Raw genomic sequence first — 17,941 nt, forward strand, 5'->3', positions numbered from 1 at the left:
GGCTTACGTATGTAAGGCTGTCTTACGCTTGTAAGGTTGTCAATCCGCCCATACTTCGGAGCCGTCGTGTCACCACCACCGCAACCGCTCAGCAGGGGCCTCGTGCTGGAAGCCGCGATCCGGGTCGCCGATCGCGGCGGCGTGCAGGCGATCACGATGCGACGGGTGGCGCAGGAACTGGGCGTGGAGGCGATGTCGCTCTACCACCACGTACCGAACAAGGACGCGATCCTCGACGGCGTGGTCGACATGGTGTTCGCGGCGATCGAGCTACCCGGTCTTGAGTGCGACGATTGGCGCGACGCGATCCGTGTGCGCGCTTCCTCCGCACGCGCGGTCCTGTCGCAGCACAGCTGGGCTCTCGGCCTCATGGACTCCCGCCGCAACCCGGGGCCGGCGACGCTGCGCCACCACGACGCCGTCCTCGGCGTTCTCCGGGAGGCGGGGTTCACGCTGCCGATGGCCGCGCACGCTGTCTCGCTCATCGACAGCTACATCGGCGGGTTCGTCCTCCAGGAGGCGAACCTGCCGGTGACGACGCCGGACGATGTCGAGGAAGTGGCCGGCGGCATCCTCCAACACCTGCCGGCGGACGAGTTGCCGTACCTTACGGAGATGATCGTCGACCACGCTCTGCGGCCGGGCTACGACCATACGAGCGAGTTCGGCTATGGCCTGGACCTGATTCTGGACGCGCTCGAAGCCCGCCGGAGGTAGAGTCCTCGACTTTTGTCAGGGGTTTTACGCGCGCGGACGCGAGGCCGTCCGTGCTTCGGGCGTACGGAGGCAGAAGGCGTGGCGCCGCATTCCGCAGGTCAGGCGTCACGCACGGTAAGGGAACTCGTCGCGTACATGGATGTCGCTGCTGTCTCGCCGAGTGCCGTTGGTGCTGTCATCCATGAGCGGACAGTTCCAGGCTGGCGGAGATGGCCTCGAAGGCGCGGTTGACGCGTTCGATCAGGGCGTGGAGGCTGCCGCCGCCGGCGTAAACCCAGGCGCGGGCGGCGATGGTCCACCCTGTGGTCGTGAGTTCGGCCAGCACGTGGGGTCGGAGGTCGTCGGCCGAGGCGCCGAGCTTGTCGGCGAGCACGTCGCTGATCTGCTGCTCGACCTCGATGCGGTGGTGTGCTGTGTAGGCCAGCAGGGACGGCGCGGTCAGCACCAGGCGGCGGGTGACGACATAGCGCTCTGCCCAGTCCGCCCCGAGCCCGGCGACGACACGGCACAGGATGTCTCGCAGTTCGGTGAGGACGAGGCCGGACATCGTGTGTTCCTCCAGCGCGCTCACGCAGGCCGCCCACAGCTCGACCTCGGCCTCGATCGCCGCGGCCTCCTTGGCGGGGAAGGTGCGGAAGAAAGTGCTCTTGGACACCTCCACCGCGTCGACCAGCTCCTCCAGCGTGGTCGCCTCGAAGCCCTTGTCGGTGAACATCCGTAGCGCGGCCTCGGCCAAGGCTCGGCGAGTGCGCAGCTTCTTGCGCTCACGGAGCGGCAGTGCATGGTCGTCGCCCGAGGTGAGAAGTGCCATGATCGACACCCTACCCGGACAGAGCCTCGGTCGCGATAGATCCGAAGCCGCTTTTGGGCCTTGTTACTAAATAACACTTGGTTCCATTATGTTCTCGGTCGCAGAAACCATCGTTGATCGGAGAAATCGTGACCTCGTCCGCCTGACAGGAAGCCGACGCCCTGACGCGGCGTCGCACACAGGACCTCATGGGCCGCGATGAGCTCATGGACCTGCGCAGACCTGGCCGTCGCGGCCCTGCTCGGCCGCATCCGGGCTAACAGGCTGCTGACCGCCGGCATGCTGGTGCTGGCCGTGGGGTTCCTGCTGCTCGCCATGGTTGACGGCACGCACGACCTGCACCGAACTCGGCGCAGCCCTCGGCATCGCGCTCCTCGGCAGCCTCGGCTCCGTCATCTACCGCGCCTCGCTCACCGACACACTCCCAGCCGGACTGACGAGCGGGCAGTCGCCGGCCGCGCAGGAGACCCTCGGCGGCGCCGTAGGAGTGGCCGAGGACCTCTCCGGCCAGATCGGCACCGCACTGCTCGCCGCGGCGCGCGACGCATTCGTCGACGGACTGCAGATCACCTCGATGGTCAGCTGCGCGATCGCGCTCTGCCTGGCACTGATGACCCTGATCGGACTCCGCGGCGCCCACCTCAAGACACAACCGCAGGACCAGCTCACAACCGGCGCCGAGGCAGAACAGCGGGCAGGCAAGCCCGTCGCGCCCTGAGCGTCGCCCACCTCCGAACGCCGGAACGCAGACCCGTCAGCGGTGTCGAGCTTGGCCGGTCCGGCCCCGACGTCGACCACCTTGTATCTGCCCGCCACGCAGATGTGATCGGAAGCTCCTGGCCGAGGCGTGAGCGACATGTCGCGGCAAGGGCAGACATCAAGGGGCTCCTACCGTCGTCAGGTGCTGTGCTCATCAGCTCTCCCACAGGGCCTGGTAGCGCTGAGCGCTGGGTGGTTCGCCGGGCAGCGGGCCGGTGTCGTGGGCTTTCAAGCCGTCCAGGGCGATGGCCAGCAGCCGGGAGCGGATCTCTTTCTCACCGTGCCCGGGCGGGGGTGGGGCTGTGCGGCTGAACTGGCCGATGAGCAGGGAGATGTCCATGGTGGACACGTCCGTGCGAAGCACTCCTGCGCGGTGGGCACGGGCGATGAGTTCGTCGGCCACCTGGTCTACAGCTCCGTCGGCGGCGCCGAACGCCGCACCGGCATCGACCACTTCGAAAGCAAGGCCGAGATCGAGCGGCACATTCTGGCGCTGGGCGTACCGGCCACCATCCTGCGGCCGGTGTTCTTCATGAACAACCTGCTGCACTACGCCGGCGCCGAAGGCGAGCGGCTCCTGTCCCTGCCGGTCAAGCCGGTGCAGTTCATCTGGGCGCGGGCCAACCCTGACCGTCGCCCGGCTCAAGCCCCCCAGGGTGCGGAGACGCTCTGTCCGGTCGCTGCGCCACCCTCTGTATCCGCGCGTACGTGTCTCCGCGCACTCACCTGTACGCCGACAGGGCGGGATCAGGCCGGCTCGTATCGCCCAAGGCGGCGGCGCAGCTCCGGGTTCTCCCCTTGAGCCACTTCCAATGAGGTATCCCGAGGGTGGCGGTCTGACTGCTGAGGAACGTGCCAAACGGGAGCGGCTGCGCTTTGCGGCTGCGGAGCTGTTCGCCCATGGAATGTCGGCGCCGGAGGTGGCGCGCCGGTTTCGGGTGACGCGGATGTCGGCCAACCGTTGGTATCGCCCCTGGCAGGCCAATGGGGTTGAGGATCCGGCGTTCAAGGGCCGGGCGGGGAGAGGTGCCGCCTGGACGAGCGGCGTCTGGCCTGGCTACGGGCCGAACTGGAGCGGGGCCCGGCGACGGACGGCTTCATCGCTCAGACCCGCATGATCCTCCAGCCACCGTAACTTCAGCCTTTCAGTCTCAAAGGCCCGGAAGACGGCCCTGAACGGCCCTGGACGGCCGTGATCTAACTCGTAATGAAGCTGTCTGGGGTTCGATTCCCCAAGGCGGCTCCGTGGGTCAGAGGCCTTCCCGGATCATCGGGAGGGCCTCTGCCGTATTCGTATCACAGTGAAACGCGGCAACGGGTTCCTGCCGGGGTGATCCCAGCGAATGGGTGGCGTGACCTGTGCCTTCGTGGTCCGGGTCGGCCGGCACCGGCATCACCCCTCTGCCTGCTGGGATTGCCCCGTTGTTCGGTCCAGCCGGAAGGTGACCACCCGGGCGGAACGCAATGGAACGCAATGGAACGACTTAAAGACGAAGGATCTGCTTTTTATAGGTACATAAGGCGCCTTCTTCTTTCCAGGCGGATATCTCGTTTCGCTTGGAGAAAAGGAAAGAAAAGAAAAGAAGGGTGAGGGGTGCCTTACGAACAACCGAAGAGCCCGTCATGATGGGAAGTCGATCTCCAGATTTCAAAGGTGGTTCGATGTCGAGCAAAAGTCTGATCTTCGCCAGTGCCATGCTGGCGGCCGCCTCGGTCGCAGCCATGGGCGCGTCCGCCTCCGAGGCGTCCCCTGCCGGCACCTCGCCCGGTGGTGAGAGGGTGTATCTGGTGTCGAGCCTGCTGGGGCGCAACGAGGTGCCCGGTACCGGCGGTGCCGTGGGTGACCCGGCCGGGCGGGCGGTCGCGGTGCTCAAGATTAAGGATTCGACCGTCACGTACGCCCTGCGGTGGGAGGGAATCTCCCCGCCGACCGCGGCCCACATCCACGCGGGCGGAGCGGGAGTCAACGGAGACGTGAAGATTCCACTGTTCACGTCGAAGCGGTACGGCCACACGGCGAAGGGCTCGGTGAAGGTCAAGGACCGCGCGTTACTGGCCGCGCTCGTCTCCGACCCGGCTTCCTTCTATACCAACCTCCACACCAATGAGTTCCGCGGCGGCGCCGTGCGAGGCCAACTGCACAAGACAAGCCAGCCAACCGGCGGAAACCGTCCGGTCGTCGATGTCGCCCCCGTTGTCAAGGGCGTGCAGATCTACGCCTGCACCGGGCAGGCCGACGGCACGTTCGCCTTCACACAGCACGATGTCTCCGCGCTGCTCGGGGGCAATGTCCGGCACTCGTTCGTGCAGCCGGTCGTGGGGCCGCCGCAGTGGGTCGCGCCGGACGGCAGCGCGGTCACCGGCAGCGTCGTGCTCAGGACGCCCAACGGGGCCGGCAACATCCCCGAGCTTGACCTGCGGGCAACACAGGCGGGGGCGGATCGGGGGCGGCTGGAGGACGTCGTCGAGATAATGCGGCTCAACACCGTCGGCGGCACCGCACCCGCGGGCACCTGCGACCCGCAGGCCACCCCGACAGCGGAGGTGCCGTACCAGGCCGACTACGTCTTCATCGGTTAGCCGGTGGTCTGCTGACGCGGGACCGGCGCTGAAGGAGGTCGGTGGAGAGGGGCGGCCGATGCCGTTCGGGGTGATCGTGGTGACGGCCGCGCGGCATCCGTGTCCACCTGCGCCGGGTCCGTTGATGGACGGTCGGGGCCCGTATCGTCACCGACGTTGGTGGAGGCAGCCGGTCTCCGTACGACGTGGATCGGCCGGGGGACGTGGCCCGGCCACGAGTACGAGGCGGATCACGTCATCACGGACGTGCTCCAGGCGATGGAGATCCTGTACGGCGAGCGCTGACCGAGGGACCGCGCCGTAGTCCACGAGGAGTGCTGTACAGCAGCCCTGTACAGCAACACCGCCTTACACGACCGCACCCCACCTACCGCTTGACCAGGACATGAGCCCGCCGACCCGGGACGCGCCGTTCACTCGTAATGAAATGCTCTGGGGGTAGACGCCGCTCCGGGCCGGGCTCCTGTGTCATTGTGCTCCTACCGTGTCGGCGTGAAGGACGGAACGATCAGCCAGACGGTGGCGGCCGCGATCATGACTGCGACGGCGAGATTCTTCGTCCGTCCGGGGATCATGTTCTTCGACTGTCCGCGGATCAGGCTTCGGGCTAGGTGGACGGGCCCGGCCCAGGAGATCCGCACCCGGGGGCTCCACGTGGCTGATCCGACGAGGACGGCTGCGAGAAGCAGGTGCCATCGCACCGAATCGGCGAAAGGTGTTTGGAAGTCGCCGCTGTACCGGCTGGTGTACGTCGCGACGTCGAGCAGCGGGGAGAGGAGAAGAGCCGCGGCGGCCGCGGTGCCGACGAAGCGTCCCCATCGGGTGGAAGCGGTGGCTGTCGCGGCCGCCGCCGACGCGACGAGAACGACCGGCAGGCCGATGACGCGGCCAGGACTGCGCCGAAGCGGAGCGCCGCCGTTGCAGGGGATTGCGTCCCGCCTCCGGTAACGGAGCGCCTCGGAGCATCAGGCCCGAGGCGTTTTGATCAAGATCTCTATCAGCCGAGAGCGTCCCCGAGCCTGTCTAGGGCTGCGCGCTTGTCGCCGAGGGAGGCGGAGGGTGCGCGCGTCCGCCGTGGTCTTCAGCGTGTCGTCCGCGGCAATGCACACGTCGTGAGATGGCGGTGCGTGCAGGCATACAGCGCCGTACGGCCGAAAACCGCTTGCCTCGCGTGGTGGGCTCACGGGAACGTGGTGCCCATGACGCTCTGACGGACAGCACCCCGCCACTCCGAGAGGCCACGGCGCCGACGCGCCCCGCCCCGCTGTCAGCCCATACCCCTTTACCCATGCCCCTTTAAGGGAAGAGAGCCTTTTTGTCTCAGCGACACTCCCGGCAGGAGTCCCCGCTGCCGTCCACCACGGCCATGGGCCCGGCCACCGTCACCGTGTTCGCCTCCCCCGCGAGCTGGATCGAGTCCGACGCCCTCGCGCAGTGTCACCAGGTGGCCGCCCTCGACGGCATGACGCACGTCGCCGCCATGCCGGACCTGCACCCCGGCAAGGGCGCCCCCATCGGCGCCGCCATGGCATCGACCGTGCTGTACCCGTTCCTGGTGGGCTCCGACATCGGTTGCGGCATCGCCGTGTTCCCCATGAAGCTCAAGCGCGCCGTACCCGAGAAGCTCGCCGCCCGTTTCCCCGACCTCGATCGCGCGCTGGATCCCGAGCAGGACGCCGACGACCCGGCCTGGGCCGTTGTGAAGGGCGATATCCCCGCCGGTCACGTCGAGGGCCTCGGGACGGTCGGCCGGGGCAATCACTTCGTCGAGCTGGCGCGGATCGGGACCGTCTTCGAGCCGGGCCACGCGAGCCGGCTCGGACTCGCCGACGGCGACCTGGTTCTCATCGTCCACAGCGGCTCCCGGGGGCTGGGCGAACGGATCCTGCGGGCGCACACCGCGCTCCACGGCGCGGGCCCCGCCCCTGATCCCGGCGCCTACCTGGCGATGCACGACGACGCCGTACGCTGGGGATCGCTCAACCGGCGGTTGATGGCCGCCCGGGTCGCCCATGCCCTGGGGGCCGAGCCCACCGAGCCGCTCGTCGACCAGTGCCACAACCTGGTCGAGATCCGCGACGGGGTCTACCTGCACCGCAAGGGGGCGGCGCCGGGTGACGGCCGCGACGTGCTCATCGCCGGTACCCGAGGCACCCCCTCCTACCTCGTGGCCGCCCATGCCGGGCCGGAGGCCAACCATTCCGTCGCGCACGGCGCGGGCCGCAAGATGTCGCGTGCGGACGCCCTGCGCCGGGGCCGGGCCAAGCACACGGTCGAGGAGCTGCGCCGCACACCGGTGGGGTCGCTGGTGGTGTGCGGAGACCGCCAACTGCTCTTGGAGGAGGCGCCGACGGCCTACAAGCGCATCGAGCAGGTGATCGCCGACCTCGTCGACCATGACCTGGCCACGCCCGTGGCCACCACGGTCCCTCTGGTCACCTACAAGACGCCCGACCTCGGCTCCGCACCCCAGCGGGACCAGCGCCGCAAGCGAGGCCGGCGGTGAGTGTCCACCTGCTCCTGTCGGCCGGGCGTGGCCCGCAGGAGTGCGCCTGGGCGCTGGCCCGGCTGCTGCGCCGCCTGGAAGTCGACGCCACCCGGCAGAGCCTGGAGACCCGTCGGGCCGAGACCGTTCCCGGTGACCGGCCCGGCACCTACCGATCGGTCCTGATCCAGATCTCGGGAGCCGGCGCCGAGGCGTTCGCCGCCTCGTGGACCGGAACCCTGTGCTGGCAGGCCCCCAGCCCCTACCGGGCCGGCACAGGCCGGAAGAACTGGTATGTCATCGCCCAACCGTGCCAGGTCGACACCCCGCGCACGACGTTCGCGGAGGCGGACGTCGACATCGTCGCCTGCCGCACCGGCGGCCCCGGCGGTCAACATCGGAACAAGGCCAGCACGGCGGTACGGGCGACCCACCGGCCCTCGGGGATCGTCGTCGTGGTCGACACCGAGCGGCACTTCAGCCTCAACCGCCGCATCGCCATGCGGCTGCTGCGACAGCGCATCGAGGACGGCGACGAGACGGCGGGGCGCGCCGTCACCACCGCCCGCCGGCGCGTCCACGATGAGCTCGTACGCGGCAACCCCACCCGTATCGAACGTCCGGAAACGCCGGAGCAGGACCCGGCTTCACCGGAGCAGACGCGCCGGCGACCGTGACCGCCCACCCGACCAAGGCCCTACCGCGGAAGGAGAATCGCACCCGACAGTATGAGAATCGTCAACCTCACGGTGCCGAGCGCGTCGTTCTTCCCCAAGCTTGCGCGCGAGCGTTCTCACGGCCGCCGAGGACGAGGCGCCGGGCCCTTGATCTGTGGTCGAGGTGTGTGGTGAGCTGCGGAGTTCGGCCAGGTCGGCGGGTATCGGCATGGGCTGGGTGAGGCCGGCGCGGGCGCGGCCGGTGTTGCCTTCGGGATAGCGGCCGAGCGCGGAGCCGGGCGCGGCGACGATGATGCGCACCACCTGGCCGAGTGCTTCGCGCCGGTCGCGCCGGCGGACGGCGAGGGCGAACATGGCGATGTGGTTGGCCGTGTGCGGCCAGGGCTGGGAGATGATGTGCGCCCGTTCCAGGTGCCGCCACCGGGCCTGGTCGTCGGCGGCGGTGCGGGCGGCGCGCATCTCGGCGCGGTAGGCGGCCCGTACGCGGTCGGGCATCGGGCGGCCGATCATCGAGAGGTCCCCTTGTCAGCTGGGCAGCAGCCGTCGGCGCGACCATCGGACTCGGCGGCGCCGGCGGACGGGGTGGGCGCGGCGGCGGGGGCGGCGCAGCAGGCGTCCCCGCGCCAGGCTTCGCGGCCTTCCTTGACCGCCACCGCGGCGATGACCAGTGCGGCGATCGGGCCGGCCCAGGACCAGCCGAAGGCGCTGTTGAGCGCCAGCCCCACCAGCAGGACCGCCGACAGGTAGGTGCACAGCAGGGTCTGCTTGGAGTCGGCAACCGCGCTGGCGGAGCCGAGTTCGCGGCCGGCGCGCCGCTGCGCGGCCGACAGGAACGGCATGACCAGCAGCGACGCCGTGGCCAGGATCAGCCCGGGGGTGGAGGGAGCGGTCTCCCCGGCGCCGAGCAGCGCCCGGACCGCGTCGAAGCCCACGTAGGCGGCCAGCGCGAAGAAGGAGATGGCGATGGTTCGCAGCGCCGTCTTCTCCCGCTTCTCGTGGTCGGTGGCGGAGAACTGCCAGGCGACCGCGGCGGCCGAAGCGACCTCGACGATGGAATCCAGGCCGAACCCGATCAGCGCGGCCGAAGAGGCGAGGGTGCCGGCGGTGACGGCCACCACCGCCTCGATCACGTTGTAGGTGATGGTCGCCGCCACCAGCAGCCGGATCCGGCGTCGCAGCACGGCGCGCCGGGCCGGGCCAGGGGCCGGAGCTGGGCCGATGCCGGGCAGATTCAGGGCGCTCACGCCACCGGCTCCGGCTGCTGGTGGCGGCCAGCAGTTGCTCGGCGGAGGCCAGCAGGTCCATCAGTTCGGGCCGGGTCAGGGAGTAGAACGACTGCCGCCCTTCGGCGCGGTAGTCGACCAGGTCGCAGTCGCGTAGGCAGGCCAGGTGCTTGGACACCGTGGACTGGGCCAGGCCCAGCTGGGTGGTCAGGTCCACCACGCGGGCCTCGCCGCGCGCCAGGCGCTGCACGATGCGCAGCCGGGTCTCATCGGCCAGGGAGTGAAACAGCGCGGCCGCCGGGGAGATGCCGGCGGCGATGTCGGTGCTGACACACCGACCCCCATCAGAATCAATCGCCATATGGCGATGATAGCCCGATTTAGTGATAATTTCCAGGCCGGGACGGGCGCCGGCGGGTGCGGACGCCTCCGCGCCCCGCGCCTCGGGACGCCAGCGCCTGAAATTTTCTTTTAGGTCACCTCGAAGTCTTGAAACTTGTAACCATTGCGCGGTTGAGTTCGGGGGTGCCCCCAAGTCACCACCCCCGCATAGTGGCCACGGCCCTGCTCGCCCCCCTGCTCGCCTTCAGCGCGGCGGGCCCCGCCCAGGCCGATCCGTCGCCGTCGCCCTCACCCGCGCGGCCACAGCAGGCCCTCGTCGAGGACGCGCCGCAGGCGTCGTCCGACCAGGCCCCGTCCACGCTGCTCGTCGCCCCCGGGGCGCGGCAGCTGGAGACGGCCAAGAAGACCCGGCCGGTCGCGCCGGGGATCACCCTCACCTCCTTCGACCGCTATGACAGCGCGGGCTGGCTCCGCGCCGACGCGATCGCCGCCGACCTCACGGCCGGTGCGAGCGCCGACTACGTGTACTCGGGCGAGGTGTCGAAGACCGAACCGCTGTCCGGGCCCGCGGAGCGGTCCCGGGCCGTCGCCGCCGTCAACGGCGACTTCTTCGACATCAACAGCTCCGGCGCGGCGCAGGGCATCGGCATCCACGACGGGGAGCTCGTCCAGTCCCCGATGGCGGGCCACAACAACGCCGTCACCGTCACCCCCGACGGGGTCGGGCGGGTGCTGCAGATGAACTTCGACGGCACCGCGACGCCCGCCGGCGGCGCCCCGATCACGTTGACCCAGTTCAACCAGCTCATCCAGGGCAACGGCGTCGGGCTGTTCACCCCGCTGTGGGGCTCCTACGGCCGCGGCCGAGCGGTCGAGGGCGCGGCCGCGGTCACCGAGGTCGTGCTGGAGGGCGGCGTCGTCACCGAGGTGCGCAGCTCCGCGGGCAGCGGCCCGATCCCGGCGGGCACGGCCGTCCTGCTCGGCCGGGACGCCGGAGCGACGGCGCTCGCCGCGCTGAAGCCCGGCGACCGCGTCGAGGTCAAGTACCAGCCGAAGCCCTCCCAGGGCGGAGCGATCAAGGCGGCCGTCGGCGGCAGCCAGATCCTCGTCAAGGACGGTGTCGCCCAGACCTCGGCCGACAACGCCGCCCATCCGCGCACCGCCGTCGGTTTCTCCGCCGACGGCCGCAAGATGTACATGCTGACGGTCGACGGCCGGCAGGCCGACAGCAGGGGCGTCACGCTCACCGAGCTCGGGGCGATGATGGCGGAGCTCGGCGCGTACAACGCGCTGAACCTCGACGGCGGCGGCTCCTCGACGATGCTCGCCCGGGAGCCCGGCTCGGCCGGTGTGCAGGTGGAGAACAGCCCCTCCGACGGCGGCGAGCGACACGTCCCCAACGGCCTCGCGCTCTACGCGCCCGCCGGCAGCGGCAGGCTCAAGGGCTTCTGGGTGGAGACGGCCAGCGACCCGGCCAGGGCGCCGGGCGCCGGCCCGGTCAGCGGCGGCCGTCCCGACCGGGTCTTCCCCGGTCTCACCCGCAAGCTCACGGCGGCCGGCTACGACGAGACGTACGGCCCCGCGGCGGGCACCCCGTCGTGGCGGTCGGGCCAGGCGGTCCACGGGCTCGTCGGCCGCGACGGCACCTTCCGCGCCCTCGTGCCCGGCCGGACGACCGTCACCGCCTCCCGCGGCGGCGCGGAGGGCGAGATCGCCCTCACCGTCCTGCAGCCCCTCGCCCGCCTCGGCACGACGACCGACCGGGTCGGCCTGGCGGGCGCCGACGCCTCGGGCACGTTCGGAGTGGTCGGCTACGACCGCAACGGCAACTCCGCCCCCGTCGACCCCTCGGACGTGCGGCTCGACTACGACAGGGAACTGCTCGACGTCGCCGCCTCCGAGCACGGCTTCTTCACGGTGAAGGCGAAGCGGGCGACCGGCTCCGGCCTGGTGACCGTGCGGGCCGGCGGGGCCGACACGGCGGTGCCGGTGACCGTCGGATACGAGGACGTCCCGGCCGCCGACTTCGAGGACGCGGGGTCGTGGACGTTCGCCGCGGCCCGCGCGACGGGCTCGCTGTCGGCGGCGCCGGGCCAGAGCGGCGGCGGCCTCAAGCTCGCCTACGACTTCACGCAGTCGACGGCGACGCGCGCGGCCTACGCGAGCCCGCCCCAGCAGATCACCGTGCCGGGCCAGCCGCAGGCGTTCGGACTGTGGATCAACTCCGCGGGCAAGGGGGAGTGGCCGAGCCTGGAGTTCTACGACGCCCAGGGGCAGTCGCAGATCCTCCGCGGCCCCTACCTCACGTGGACGGGCTGGAAGTTCGTCGAGTTCGCGGTGCCGCCGGGGGTGAACTACCCGCTGAGGCTCCGCCGGTTCTACGTCGCCGAGACCAGGGCCGACCAGAAGTACAGCAGTGAGATCACGATCGACGGGCTCGTCGCCAAGGTGCCGCCGTCGGTGGCGGCGCCGGCGGCCCCGAAGACGGCCGACCCGGTGATCCGTCCGGGGGGCGAGGTCGCGGCGGCGCCGTGGCGCTTCGCGGTCATGTCCGACGCGCAGTTCGTGGCACGCGACCCCGACAGCGACATCGTCGCCAACGCCCGCCGTACGCTGCGGGAGATCAAGGCGGCCAGGCCCGACTTCCTGCTCATCAACGGCGACCTCGTCGACGAGGCGTCACCGGAGGACTTCGCGCTCGCCAAGCGGATCCTGGACGAGGAGCTCCACGGCGAGCTGCCCGTCCACTACGTGCCCGGCAACCACGAGGTGATGGGCGGCAAGATCGACAACTTCAGGTCGGTCTTCGGCGACACCTACGGTGGCTTCGACCACAAGGGGACCCGTTTCGTGACCCTCGACACCTCGCGGCTGAACCTGCGCGGCGGCGGGTTCGAGCAGGTGGCCATGTTGCGCGAGCGTCTCGACGCGGCGGAGAAGGACCCGTCGATCGGCTCGGTCGCGGTGCTGTTCCACGTGCCGCCGCGCGACCCGACGCCCGGCAAGGGCAGCCAGCTCGGCGACCGCAAGGAGGCCGCGCTGGTCGAGGGCTGGCTCGCGGACTTCCAGCGCACCACCGGCAAGGGGGCCGCCTACATCGGCGCCCACGTCGGAACCTTCCACGCCTCGCGGGTCGACGCCGTGCCGTACTTCATCAACGGCAACTCCGGCAAGAACCCGGCCACGGCGGCCGACGACGGCGGCTTCACCGGCTGGTCCCTGTGGGGGGTCGACCCGGTGACCGAGAAGGAGGCGGCACACGTCCGGCGCAACTGGTTCGCCGACGCGCCGGCCTGGATCGGCACGCAGGTCCGCCCGCACGTCGACGGGCTGACCCTCACGGCGCCCACCTCGGTGGAGGCCGGCAAGCCCGGGCAGGTCTCGGCGACGCTGACGCAGGGCACCCGCACGGTGCCCGCCGCCTACCCCGTCTCGGTGGACTGGTCGGGCTCGCCCAACCTGCACGTCGGCACCCGGGCGGGCGCGAAGGCGCGCCACATCGCGGTGCTCGACCCCGCCACGGGGACGCTGACCGCGCTCCGCTCCGGCCAGGTCGTCGTCGCGGTCACCGTGAACGGCGTCACCCGGCAGGCGACGGTCACGCTGTCGGCGCGGGCCGCGGCCTGACCGCACCCGAGCCGGCCTGACAGGCCGGCGCGACCGGCGACGGGCCCCGTGCCGCACGGCCTTGACCGTGCGGCACGGGGCCCGTCCCGTCCGTGGACGCGGGCCCGTCAGGCCCGCGTCCGAGGACGCCGCCGACCGTCCCGCGCCGGGGCCTGGCCGCCTCGTCCGCCCGCCCGGTTGACGCGGACCCGGCTGTGGCGCTGGGATGGCAGCGGCCAGACCGACCAAGACGGACCCCACCCGTGGCGGAGCCCCACCGGGTCCGGGACCAGCCGGGGAGCAGGGCATGACCAGACACGCGCTCGTCGTCCGGGGAGGCTGGGAGGGGCACGTCCCCGACGAGGCGACCGGCCTGTTCATCCCCGGGCTCGCCGAGGCGGGTTTCGAGGTCACCGTCGCCGGCGACCTCGACGTCTACGCCGACGCCGACCTGCTGGCCGCCACCGATCTCATCGTGCAGTGCTGGACGGGCGGCACGCTCAGCGGGCGCCAGTCCGCCGGGCTGCTGGCGGCCGTCGAGGCGGGCACCGGGTTCGCGGGGTGGCACGGGGGAGTGGTGGCCGCCTTCGACGACCGTGACTACCACCGGATGGTCGGCGGCCTCTTCCTGTCCCACCCCGAGCATTTCCTCGAATACGACGTCGTCATCGACCCGGCCCGCGCCGACCATCCGATCGTCGCCGGGCTGGACGGCTTCACCGTCCACACCGAGCAGTACTGGATGCTCACCGACTCCCTCAACGACGTCCTCGCCACCACCACGCTGGCCCCCTCCACCGGCGGCCCGCACGCCGTGCCCGTCCCCATGCCCGTCGTGTGGACCCGCCGCTGGGGCGCGGGCCGGGTCTTCTTCTCCGCGATCGGCCACAACCTCGCCGATCTGACACATCCCACCGTGCGCGCCCTCACCCTGCGCGGCCTGCTCTGGGCAGGCCGCGCGGAGTGAGGGGGCCGCCCGCCGGAACCTGCCGGACGGCTGACCCGCCGCGCCGCCACCCGGCGGGCCCGCGTCGTTGACATCGGCCGGGGTCTTCGAGACTCTCCCTGGAGCTGGGTTCTGGGACCGGGAGGCCGGATGAGCGGGATCGTGGCGGGGCGGGTGGTGATCGTCACCGGGGCCGCCCGGGGGATCGGGCGTGGGCACGCGCTGGAGTTCGCGCGCCACGGGGCCCGGGTGGTGGTCAACGATCTGGGCGCGGAGGTGGACGGCACGGGCTCGTCGGCCGGGCCGGCCGGACAGGTCGTCGAGGAGATCCGCGCGATGGGCGGTGAGGCGATCGTCAACGGCGAGGACGTCTCCGACTTCGAGGGCGCGGGCCGGCTGGTGCGGGCGGCCGTCGACCACTACGGCGACCTGCACGTCCTGGTCAACAACGCCGGCATCCTGCGGGACCGGATGCTGGTCAACATGACGATCGAGGAGTGGGACGCCGTCGTCCGCGTCCACCTGCGCGGCACCTTCGCGCCGATGCGCCACGCCGCGGCCTACTGGCGCGAGCGGTCCAAGGCGGGCGCCCCGGTCGACGCGCGGATCATCAACACCACCTCCTCGTCCGGCATCTACGGCAATGCAGGGCAGAGCAACTACGGGGCCGCCAAGGCGGGCATCGCGTCGCTGACGGTCATCGCCGCCCAGGAACTGGCCCGCTACGGCGTGACCGTCAACGCGCTGGCCCCCACCGCCCTGACCCGCATGACGGAGAACCTGAGCGCCGGCGGCCGCTTCGACGAGCTCCGTCCCGAGGACGTGGCGCCGCTGGCGGTCTGGCTGGCCTGCGCGGAGGCCCGGGGGATCACCGGCCGGGTCTTCAACGTGCGGGGCGGCGTGATCAGCGTGGCCGAGGGCTGGCACGCGGGCCCGGAGGTGGACAAGGGCGCCCGCTGGGAGCCGGCCGAGCTGGGCGCGGTGATCCCGGACCTGGTCGCCAGGGCGGTGCCCAACGCCCTGCAGAACGGCCGGATCCCGGGGCGGCAGGACTGACCGGCCTCCGGGCCGTCGGGGCGAATGACTTCCGGGCTTCCGGGCTTCCGGGCCGTCGGGGCGCCGGGCCGTGATCCCGGCGGCTGGGGGAGGGCGGCCGGCGCCGGAGAGTGCGGCGCCCGCCGGCGGGGCATGTCAACGCCAGGCCCGGTACGGGCCTCCGGCCGGCGGAGACCGTCTACCGGGGCCGGCGCGCCCGGCTCCGGGGGCGACCGGCGGCGGGGAAGGTCTGCGGACGGAGGGGCGTGGCGTGAGATGCCGACGATCTGCCTGGTAGGGACGCTGGACACGAAGGGACGGGAGTACGCCTGGCTCCGTGAGCGCCTGCGTGGGCTCGGCTGCGAGGTCGTCCTGGTCGACGCCGGGGTCGGCCGGGCGCAGGTGACCGCCGACATCGGCAACGACCGGGTGGCCCGGGCCGCCGGGGCCGAGGCCGGGGCGCTGCGCGCGGCGGGGGACCGGGGCGCCGCCGTCACCGCGATGGGTGAGGGCGCCGCGGCGGTCCTGGCCGAGCTGTACGGCGAGGGCCGGCTCGACGGCGTGCTCGCGGTCGGCGGCAGCGGCGGGTCCTCGATCGCGGCCCGGGCCGTACGCGATCTGCCGATCGGCCTGCCGAAGGTCATCGTGTCGACCATGGCCTCCGGTGACGTGGCCCCCTACGTGGGGGCCAAGGACGTGACGCTGATGTACAGCGTCGTCGACATCGCCGGCCTCAACCGGCTCTCCAGGCGCGTCCTCGGCAACGCGGCCGCCGCCGTGGCCGGCATGGCGAGCGCCGAGGTCCCGGCCGGCGGCGACGACCGCCCGCTCGTCGCCGCGTCCATGTTCGGAGTGACCACGCCCGCGGTGGACGCGGCCCGGGAGCGTCTGGAGGAGCTCGGCTACGAGGTGCTGGTCTTCCATGCGACCGGGGCCGGCGGGCGGGCGCTGGAGGGGCTCGCCGCGAGCGGGCTGCTGGCGGGCGTGCTCGACCTCACCACCACCGAGCTGGCCGACGACCTGGTCGGCGGCGTGCTGTCGGCCGGTCCGGAGCGGTTGACCGCGGCCGGTGCGGCCGGCGTTCCCCAGGTGGTCGCCCCCGGCGCGCTGGACATGGTCAACTTCGGCCCCCGGGACACGGTGCCCGAGCGCTTCGAGGGGCGCACGCTCTACGTGCACAACCCGACCGTGACGCTGATGCGGACCACCGCCGAGGAGATGGGCGAGCTCGGCCGCCGGGTGGCCGGGAAGCTGCGCGGCGCCACCGGCCCGGTGACGCTGTTCCTCCCGCGCGGCGGGGTCTCCGCCCTCGACGCCCCGGGCGGCGCCTTCCACGACCCCAAGGCGGACGAGGCCTGCTTCGAGGCCCTGGCGGACGGCCTGCGCGGCACGGCCGTCGAGATAGAGGAGCTCGACCTGCACGTCAACGACCCCGGGTTCGGCCGCGCGACGGCCGACCGGCTCCACCAGATGATCTCTTCGGGAGGGACGCGGTGAACCGCGGAGACGTCCTCGCCCGACTCCGGCGGACCGTCGCCGAGGGCCGTCCGGTCATCGGCGCGGGCGCGGGCACCGGCCTGTCGGCCAAGTGCGCCGAGGCCGGCGGCGTCGACATGATCATCATCTACAACTCCGGCCGTTACCGGATGGCGGGCCGCGGCTCGCTGGCCGGGCTGCTGCCCTACGGCGACGCCAACCAGATCGTCGTCGAGATGGCGGCGGAGGTGCTCCCCGTCGTCCGGGACACCCCGGTCCTGGCCGGGGTGTGCGGCACCGACCCGTTCCGGCTGATGCCCAGGTTCCTCGACCAGCTCGCCGCCATGGGCTTCGCCGGCGTGCAGAACTTCCCGACCGTGGGCCTGTACGACGGGGTCTTCCGCCAGAACCTGGAGGAGACCGGCATGGGCTACGACCTGGAGGTCGAGATGGTCCGGCTGGCGCGCGAGCGCGACCTGCTGAGCGCGCCCTACGTCTTCGACGAGGACCAGGCGCGCGCCATGGCCGAGGCGGGCGCCGACGTCCTGGTCCCGCATGTCGGGCTGACCACCAAGGGCAGCATCGGCGCGGGGACCGCCCTGACCCTGGACGAGGCCGTGGAGCGGGTCCAGGCGATGCGCGACGCCGCGGTGGCAGTCCGGCCCGACATTCTCGTGCTCTGCCACGGCGGGCCGATCGCCGAGCCCGAGGACGCGGCCTACGTGCTGTCGCGCACCGAGGGGGTCGTGGGCTTCTTCGGCGCCTCGTCGGTCGAGCGGCTGCCGACCGAGCGCGCCGTCACCCAGCAGGTCAGGGCCTTCAAGTCGATGAAGTTCTGAGATCTCAGGAGATCGCATGCATGTGAGTCCCGACGCGGTTCCCACGATGGCCTTCGACTGGGGGGCGATCAAGTGGTTCGTCACCCCGTCGACCGTCCAGGGGGCGACCGGCACGTTCGGCGAGGTGATAATCAACCCCGGCCAGGGGCACGCCCGGCACAACCACCCCGACGCCGAGGAGATCATCTACGTGATCTCCGGTGAGGCCGTGCAGATGGTCGACGACGGCGAGCCGTTCCCGATCAGGGAGGGCGACACCGTGCACATCCCGGCCGGCGCCTACCACTCGACCTTCAACGCGACCTGGCGCCCGCTGCGCCTCATCGTCACCTACACCCCCGGCGGCGCGGAGAAGGCGCTGGAGGCCGCGCCGGACCTGCGCGTGCACGGGGCCGGCAGCGTGGCGCGGTGGCGCCAGGCCTGACGGCCGCCCCGCTTCCCGCCG

19 protein-coding genes and 1 pseudogene are annotated in these 17,941 nt (G+C 71.6%); 15 read left to right on the forward strand and 5 right to left on the reverse strand.

The genetic code is table 11. The features are described from left to right. Positions 1–102 precede the first annotated feature (102 nt). On the forward strand, positions 103–717 hold the full coding sequence (locus tag ACZ6R6_RS30825; RefSeq protein WP_470099218.1) for a TetR/AcrR family transcriptional regulator: 615 nt from the start codon (positions 103–105) through the stop codon (positions 715–717). A gap of 175 nt (positions 718–892) precedes the next feature. On the opposite strand, the gene ACZ6R6_RS30830 is transcribed toward ACZ6R6_RS30825, so the two are convergent. Beyond that, complete coding sequence (locus tag ACZ6R6_RS30830; protein ID WP_470099220.1) at positions 893–1,528, reverse strand: TetR/AcrR family transcriptional regulator; 636 nt, start codon at positions 1,526–1,528, stop codon at positions 893–895. Between the two features lie 319 nt (positions 1,529–1,847). Between ACZ6R6_RS30830 and ACZ6R6_RS30835 the strand changes: the two genes are divergently transcribed. After that, positions 1,848–2,246, forward strand: a complete 399-nt coding sequence (locus ACZ6R6_RS30835) for a hypothetical protein (protein WP_470099222.1) — start codon at positions 1,848–1,850, stop codon at positions 2,244–2,246. Between the two features lie 195 nt (positions 2,247–2,441). Here the strand turns inward: ACZ6R6_RS30835 and ACZ6R6_RS30840 are convergent, their stop codons facing one another. Then, positions 2,442–2,771 carry an SbtR family transcriptional regulator gene (locus ACZ6R6_RS30840; RefSeq protein WP_470099224.1) on the reverse strand — a complete coding sequence of 110 codons (330 nt, stop codon included), beginning with the start codon at positions 2,769–2,771 and terminating at the stop codon, positions 2,442–2,444. Between ACZ6R6_RS30840 and ACZ6R6_RS30845 the strand changes: the two genes are divergently transcribed. The 7 genes from ACZ6R6_RS30845 (at position 2,661) to prfH (ending at position 8,029) form a co-directional block, all read left to right on the forward strand. Beyond that, positions 2,661–3,089, forward strand: coding sequence for an SDR family oxidoreductase (locus tag ACZ6R6_RS30845; protein ID WP_470099226.1), 429 nt, complete (start codon positions 2,661–2,663; stop codon positions 3,087–3,089). The two genes, ACZ6R6_RS30840 and ACZ6R6_RS30845, sit on opposite strands and share 111 nt — an antisense overlap. A gap of 10 nt (positions 3,090–3,099) precedes the next feature. Further along, positions 3,100–3,405 (forward strand): helix-turn-helix domain-containing protein, encoded by a 306-nt coding sequence (locus tag ACZ6R6_RS30850; protein WP_470099228.1) that lies wholly within the window; start codon positions 3,100–3,102, stop codon positions 3,403–3,405. Between the two features lie 544 nt (positions 3,406–3,949). Then, positions 3,950–4,867, forward strand: a complete 918-nt coding sequence (locus ACZ6R6_RS30855) for a CHRD domain-containing protein (protein WP_470099231.1) — start codon at positions 3,950–3,952, stop codon at positions 4,865–4,867. A 156-nt stretch (positions 4,868–5,023) separates the two neighbouring features. Continuing rightward, entirely contained in the window at positions 5,024–5,152 is a 129-nt protein-coding gene (locus tag ACZ6R6_RS30860; protein ID WP_470099233.1) for a hypothetical protein, read from the forward strand. A gap of 207 nt (positions 5,153–5,359) precedes the next feature. Further along, on the forward strand, positions 5,360–5,815 hold the full coding sequence (locus tag ACZ6R6_RS30865) for a hypothetical protein (protein WP_470099235.1): 456 nt from the start codon (positions 5,360–5,362) through the stop codon (positions 5,813–5,815). Between the two features lie 367 nt (positions 5,816–6,182). Further along, on the forward strand, positions 6,183–7,373 hold the full coding sequence (locus ACZ6R6_RS30870; protein WP_470099237.1) for an RNA ligase RtcB family protein: 1,191 nt from the start codon (positions 6,183–6,185) through the stop codon (positions 7,371–7,373). After that, positions 7,370–8,029, forward strand: coding sequence for a peptide chain release factor H (gene prfH, locus ACZ6R6_RS30875; protein WP_470099239.1), 660 nt, complete (start codon positions 7,370–7,372; stop codon positions 8,027–8,029). Before ACZ6R6_RS30870 ends, prfH begins: the two co-directional genes overlap by 4 nt. Here the strand turns inward: prfH and ACZ6R6_RS30880 are convergent. The 3 genes and pseudogenes from ACZ6R6_RS30880 to ACZ6R6_RS30890 all read right to left on the reverse strand — a co-directional run. Next, positions 8,000–8,539, reverse strand: a complete 540-nt coding sequence (locus ACZ6R6_RS30880) for a DUF3703 domain-containing protein (protein WP_470099241.1) — start codon at positions 8,537–8,539, stop codon at positions 8,000–8,002. The genes prfH and ACZ6R6_RS30880 overlap by 30 nt on opposite strands. Continuing rightward, positions 8,536–9,273 (reverse strand): cation efflux transmembrane domain-containing protein, encoded by a 738-nt coding sequence (locus ACZ6R6_RS30885; protein WP_470099243.1) that lies wholly within the window; start codon positions 9,271–9,273, stop codon positions 8,536–8,538. The genes ACZ6R6_RS30880 and ACZ6R6_RS30885 overlap by 4 nt, the downstream gene beginning before the upstream one ends. Positions 9,274–9,286: 13 nt before the next feature. Then, positions 9,287–9,613: pseudogene (locus ACZ6R6_RS30890) on the reverse strand (ArsR/SmtB family transcription factor); the annotation flags it as partial. 191 nt (positions 9,614–9,804) lie between these two features. On the opposite strand from ACZ6R6_RS30890, the gene ACZ6R6_RS30895 reads away from it, so the two are divergent. The 6 genes from ACZ6R6_RS30895 to ACZ6R6_RS30920 all read left to right on the forward strand — a co-directional run bounded on the left by ACZ6R6_RS30895 (position 9,805) and on the right by ACZ6R6_RS30920 (position 17,920). Continuing rightward, positions 9,805–13,221: a phosphodiester glycosidase family protein gene (locus ACZ6R6_RS30895; RefSeq protein WP_470099245.1), complete on the forward strand. Its 3,417-nt coding sequence runs from the start codon at positions 9,805–9,807 to the stop codon at positions 13,219–13,221. Positions 13,222–13,507: 286 nt separating this feature from the next. After that, a complete protein-coding gene (locus ACZ6R6_RS30900; protein WP_470099247.1) occupies positions 13,508–14,167 on the forward strand; it encodes a ThuA domain-containing protein in 660 nt (219 codons plus the stop codon). A 129-nt stretch (positions 14,168–14,296) separates the two neighbouring features. Continuing rightward, the gene (locus ACZ6R6_RS30905) at positions 14,297–15,202 is read left to right on the forward strand and encodes an SDR family oxidoreductase (RefSeq protein ID WP_470099249.1); all 906 of its coding nucleotides are present in this window, start codon (positions 14,297–14,299) and stop codon (positions 15,200–15,202) included. A 255-nt stretch (positions 15,203–15,457) separates the two neighbouring features. Continuing rightward, positions 15,458–16,678: a Tm-1-like ATP-binding domain-containing protein gene (locus tag ACZ6R6_RS30910; RefSeq protein WP_470099251.1), complete on the forward strand. Its 1,221-nt coding sequence runs from the start codon at positions 15,458–15,460 to the stop codon at positions 16,676–16,678. After that, a complete protein-coding gene (locus ACZ6R6_RS30915) occupies positions 16,675–17,496 on the forward strand; it encodes a phosphoenolpyruvate hydrolase family protein (protein ID WP_470099253.1) in 822 nt (273 codons plus the stop codon). Before ACZ6R6_RS30910 ends, ACZ6R6_RS30915 begins: the two co-directional genes overlap by 4 nt. A gap of 16 nt (positions 17,497–17,512) precedes the next feature. Then, on the forward strand, positions 17,513–17,920 hold the full coding sequence (locus ACZ6R6_RS30920) for a cupin domain-containing protein (RefSeq protein ID WP_470099255.1): 408 nt from the start codon (positions 17,513–17,515) through the stop codon (positions 17,918–17,920). The last annotated feature ends 21 nt before the right edge of the window (positions 17,921–17,941 follow it).

It is taken from the genome of Streptosporangium sp. NPDC048886, assembly GCF_055586905.1.

Coding starts and splice junctions, on each gene's coding strand:
- ACZ6R6_RS30905 (WP_470099249.1), top strand. CDS start 14,297: ATGAGCGGGATCGTGGCGGGGCGGGTGGTGATCGTCACCGGGGCCGCC.
- ACZ6R6_RS30900 (WP_470099247.1), top strand. CDS start 13,508: ATGACCAGACACGCGCTCGTCGTCCGGGGAGGCTGGGAGGGGCACGTC.
- ACZ6R6_RS30850 (WP_470099228.1), top strand. CDS start 3,100: ATGAGGTATCCCGAGGGTGGCGGTCTGACTGCTGAGGAACGTGCCAAA.
- ACZ6R6_RS30830 (WP_470099220.1), bottom strand. CDS start 1,528: ATGGCACTTCTCACCTCGGGCGACGACCATGCACTGCCGCTCCGTGAG.
- ACZ6R6_RS30920 (WP_470099255.1), top strand. CDS start 17,513: ATGCATGTGAGTCCCGACGCGGTTCCCACGATGGCCTTCGACTGGGGG.
- ACZ6R6_RS30855 (WP_470099231.1), top strand. CDS start 3,950: ATGTCGAGCAAAAGTCTGATCTTCGCCAGTGCCATGCTGGCGGCCGCC.
- ACZ6R6_RS30910 (WP_470099251.1), top strand. CDS start 15,458: ATGCCGACGATCTGCCTGGTAGGGACGCTGGACACGAAGGGACGGGAG.
- ACZ6R6_RS30880 (WP_470099241.1), bottom strand. CDS start 8,539: ATGATCGGCCGCCCGATGCCCGACCGCGTACGGGCCGCCTACCGCGCC.